Annotated in this window: 3 protein-coding genes; 1 reads left to right on the forward strand and 2 read right to left on the reverse strand. The window is 60.0% G+C overall.

The window, feature by feature from the left end; all coding sequences use genetic code 11:
- Positions 1-17 precede the first annotated feature (17 nt).
- The gene (gene ggt / locus FEM54_RS25800) at positions 18-1,742 is read right to left on the reverse strand and encodes a gamma-glutamyltransferase (protein ID WP_138453584.1); all 1,725 of its coding nucleotides are present in this window, start codon (positions 1,740-1,742) and stop codon (positions 18-20) included.
- Between the two features lie 159 nt (positions 1,743-1,901).
- On the opposite strand from ggt, the gene FEM54_RS25805 reads away from it, so the two are divergent.
- Complete coding sequence (locus FEM54_RS25805; RefSeq protein WP_017138828.1) at positions 1,902-2,549, forward strand: TetR/AcrR family transcriptional regulator; 648 nt, start codon at positions 1,902-1,904, stop codon at positions 2,547-2,549.
- Positions 2,550-2,870: 321 nt separating this feature from the next.
- Here FEM54_RS25805 and FEM54_RS25810 read toward each other — a convergent pair whose 3' ends face one another.
- Complete coding sequence (locus FEM54_RS25810; RefSeq protein WP_138453585.1) at positions 2,871-4,199, reverse strand: substrate-binding domain-containing protein; 1,329 nt, start codon at positions 4,197-4,199, stop codon at positions 2,871-2,873.
- Positions 4,200-4,324 lie beyond the last annotated feature (125 nt).

The raw sequence follows: 4,324 nt of genomic DNA on the forward strand, positions 1-4,324 counted from the left end.
TATAAATCCCTCCCGCCTCAGTAACCGAGCGACAATCCGGTATTGCGGCGTGGGTCGTTAGCCCCGTAGAAACGGTTGTTGCCCACCGGCTTGCCGCCCAGCGAAGGCGCGCCCACCAGGATCGCCGCCAAGTGGTTGGCATCCTGGGGGCCGGCAAACTTGTGGCCCCAGCTTTCGAGAATCTTCTGGGTGTCCGGGCTTACCGCGAAGGTTTCCAGGTTGGTGGTTTCAGGCATCCACTGCTGGTGGAAGCGTGGCGCGTCCACGGCTTCCTGGATGTTCATCTTGTAGTCGATGACATTGAGGATGGTCAGCAAGGTCGCGGTGATGATCCGGCTGCCGCCCGGCGTACCGACCACCATCACCGCCTTGCCATCCTTGGTGACGATGGTCGGGCTCATCGACGACAGCGGCGCCTTGCCCGGTGCGATGGCGTTGGCTTCGCCCTGCACCAGCCCGTACATGTTCGGCACACCGACCTTGACGGTGAAGTCGTCCATTTCATCGTTGAGGATCACCCCGGTCTTGCTCGCCATCACGCCGGCACCGAACCAGTCGTTGAGGGTGTAGGTCACGGACACCGCGTTACCCCACTTGTCGACGATCGAATAGTGCGTGGTGTTGTTGCCTTCATGGGGCGACACACCCGGCTTGATCGCCTGGGAATCACCCGCCTTCTGCGGCTCAATGGCGGCACGCAGCTTGGCGGCGTAGTCCTTGTCCAACAGGTGCGCGATAGGGTTCTTGACGAAATCCGGGTCACCCAGGTAGCTGTTACGGTCCACGTAAGCGTGACGCATCGCTTCGATCTGGTAGTGCAGGCCTTGGGCCGAGTGATAGCCGAGGTCGGCCATCGGGTAACCTTCGAGGATGTTCATGATCTGGCAGATCACCACACCGCCGGAGCTTGGCGGCGGTGCCGAGACCACGTGGTAGCCACGGTAGTCGCACTCGATGGGCGCCAGCTCGCGAGTCTTGTATTTGTCGAGGTCGGCCTGGGTGATGATGCCCTTGCCGGCCTGGCTGGAATCCACCAGCGCCTTGGCCACCCAGCCTTTATAAAAGCCGTCGGTGCCCTTGGCGGAGATTTCCTTGAGGGTCTTGGCCAGGTCTTTCTGCACCAGTTTCTGGCCGACCTGCATCGGTTGGCCGTTGTGCAGGAAGATCCCGCGCAGGTCTTTGTCTTTTTCGAACTCGCCGGTGGCGGTGTGCAGCAGGTCGATATCGCCCTGCTCCAGTTCAAAGCCGTTTTCGGCCAGTTTGATCGCCGGGGCAATCACCTGGGCGCGCTTGAGGGTGCCGTATTTGTTCAGCGCGGTTTCCATGCCGGACACGGTGCCGGGTACGCCGACGGCCAAGTGGCCCTTGGCGCTGAGGCCGTCGATCACCTCGCCGTCTTTGTCCAGGTACATGTCGGCAGTGGCCGCCAGCGGGGCTTTTTCACGGAAGTCCAGGAAGGTCTTGCGCCCATCTGCCAGCTGCACGGTCATAAAGCCGCCGCCACCGAGGTTGCCCGCTGCCGGGTACACCACGGCCAGCGCATAGCCCACGGCAACCGCCGCATCCACCGCGTTGCCGCCGGCCTTGAGTACATCCACGCCAACATGAGTGGCCAAATGCTGGGCGGTCACCACCATGCCATTTTCACCGGCCACCGGGGCCTGTGAGGCGGCTTGCACGCCGTTGACCGTCAACACCAGCGCAGTGGCAATCAGGGTACGGCTGAAGGGTTGGTATTTCATCCATGGCTACTCTATTTATTGAGGTGCACCAAAATAGCCCGACTAGGATCCAATCCCCAGCGCAATGGCGTTTTTATTACAGAACTTGTCGGTCATAGAACGGGCACGAAAAAGCCCATGCTATATTTCGCGCCCAGACTGGCGGCAAGGCGCTTTGTGATGGCGATCAAGAAGACCGGAATTCGAACGCAACAGGCCGACCAGACACGTGCGCGTATCTTGCAGGCGGCAGTCAAGGTGTTCACTCGCGACGGCTATTCCGGTGGGCGCGTCGACACTATTTCCAAGGCCGCCGACTCCAACGACCGCATGCTTTATTACTATTTCGGCAGCAAGGAACACCTGTTCGTCTGTGTGCTGGAACATGTCTATGAACAGTTCAATAAGGCCGAAAGCAAACTCAAGCTGGACCTGGGAGACCCCGTGCAAGCCTTGCGCGAACGGGTGGCATTTATCTGGAGCTACTACGTCAAGCACCCCGAGTTCGTAGCGATCCTGAGCATCGAGAATCTGCACCAGGGCAAGCATGCCCAGCAGTCCGGCGAGATGCGCAGGTTGTCGGGCGAAGCGGTTGGCGTGTTGCGCCCGATCATCGAAGCCGGCCAGGCCCAAGGTGTGTTTCGCCAGGACATCGACCTCAAGCACGTGTATTTGATGATTGCCTCGCTCTGCTACTTCTACAACTCCAACCGCCACACGCTCAGTTCGTTCCTGGGTGAAGACTTGGGGGATAAGGAGCATCAGCAGGATTGGCTGGGGTTTATCAGTGACTTGGTGCTGCGTGGTGTAACGCCGATTCCACTGTAGCAACCGGCTCATCCTGTGGGAGCTGGCTTGCCTGCGATGGCCATAGGTATCTACACAACTTTTGAAGGCAGCCAATTTCTCCTGTGGCGAGCAGGCTTGTCGAATCGTCGCACCGCCTGCGTTGGGCTGCGAAGCAGCCCCAAACCCAGTCGCTGAGTTCTTTCAGGAAAATTGCAGTGCCTTTACTGGGCCGCTTCGCAGCCCAACGCAGGGCAAGCCTGCTCGCCACAACAGCCCACTTACAACAGGCTTCGTGTTAACCGGTTGTGTAGATACCTATGCCGCGATGAGGCCAGTGTTTACAACACGAAACCCGAGCGGTCAGTACACCCAAACCTCCACCCGCCGATTCTTGATCCGCCCCTCATCCGCCGTGTTCGCCGCCACCGGCATCTGCGCGCCGAAGCCGCGAATATCCCTGAGCACCACGCCGTTCTTGACCAATTCCCGGCGCACCGCCATTGCCCGCAACTTTGACAACAGCGCCGCCCGCTGCGGGTCATTCTTGGCATCGCCAAACCCCACCAGCGTCACCTGCTTGTCGAGCTTGCCGTGGCTTTTTATATACGCCACCACCCGCTGCAAGTCCTGGCGCGCCTTGTTGTCCAGGCTGGCGCTGCCTTCTTCGAAACGAAAATTCACACTCAAGCGCTGGGCGTCACGGACGATGCTTTGATAGTCCTCGGGCATCGACGCCCGTGGCTCCACGGCAATCGCCTGCACCTGCTGGGCGATAAAGCCATTGGCGGCCACAATCGCCTGGCCTTTGCCACTTTGGGTAAAGTCCACCAGGGCTTTGGCCCACGGGTTGCGGTTCGACGGCGGCAGGTAAAAATACAAGCGGCGTGACAGCGGGTAATCCTCGGTGGCGATCAGGCTGGTCACCGGTAACATCGGCTGTGAGTCACCGTCGACAATCGCCAGCGCCTTGGCCTGGCGCACATACGGCAGGCCGATAAAACCAATGCCTTGCGGGTCATGGCTCACCGCATCGGACAACGCCTCGCTGGATTCGAAGCGCTTGGCGGCCACGGCCAGCGGTTTGCCGCGCCGGTTCAGCACCAGCTCTTTAAAGGTGTCATAGGTGCCGGACTGATCATCCCGGGCATACAGATGAATGGCGCCGTCGACGCCGCCCACATCCTCCCAGTGGCTGACTTCACCATTGAAAATCTGCGCCAGCTGCTCGGTGTTCAAGGTATTCAACGGGTTTTGCGGGTTGAGGATAATGGCCAGGCCGTCGATGGCAATCACGTGCTCGGCCTCTGGGCTTTTCAGGTCGCCCAGGGGTTCAAGGTCCACCAGTTCGCTGTCCTTGATCGGGCGCGAAGCAGCCGCAAGGTCAGCGTTGGATTTTTTCAGTGCGCTGAACCCGGTACTTGAACCGTGGGCTGCGACCTCCACCGTGACGGTTTTGCCCTGACGCGTCTTGCCGATCACCCGTTGTTCATTGGCGCCATCGCCGGGCTCGCTGTGCACCGCCTGCAAGCCCTGGTGCTCCAGCATGCCCTTGACCAACGCAGGTCCAAGCGCCGCACCAATGGTATTGGAACCCTGGATACGCAGGGCGGGGCCTTGGTCGGGAACGGGTAGGGCAGCGGCGGCAGCGTAGAGCGGCAGTATCAACAGGAACAGAACGCGCAGCATCATGCCGGCACCTTCTTAAGCCAAAGGGAGTGCCGCCAGATTAAGTCAGTGGAGTTTCAAAAATATGACTGACGCACAGCAAGTCAAAATGTGGGAGCTGGCTTGCCTGCGATAACGGTGTGTCAGCC

Source organism: Pseudomonas edaphica (genome assembly GCF_005863185.1).
Lineage (GTDB): Bacteria > Pseudomonadota > Gammaproteobacteria > Pseudomonadales > Pseudomonadaceae > Aquipseudomonas > Aquipseudomonas edaphica.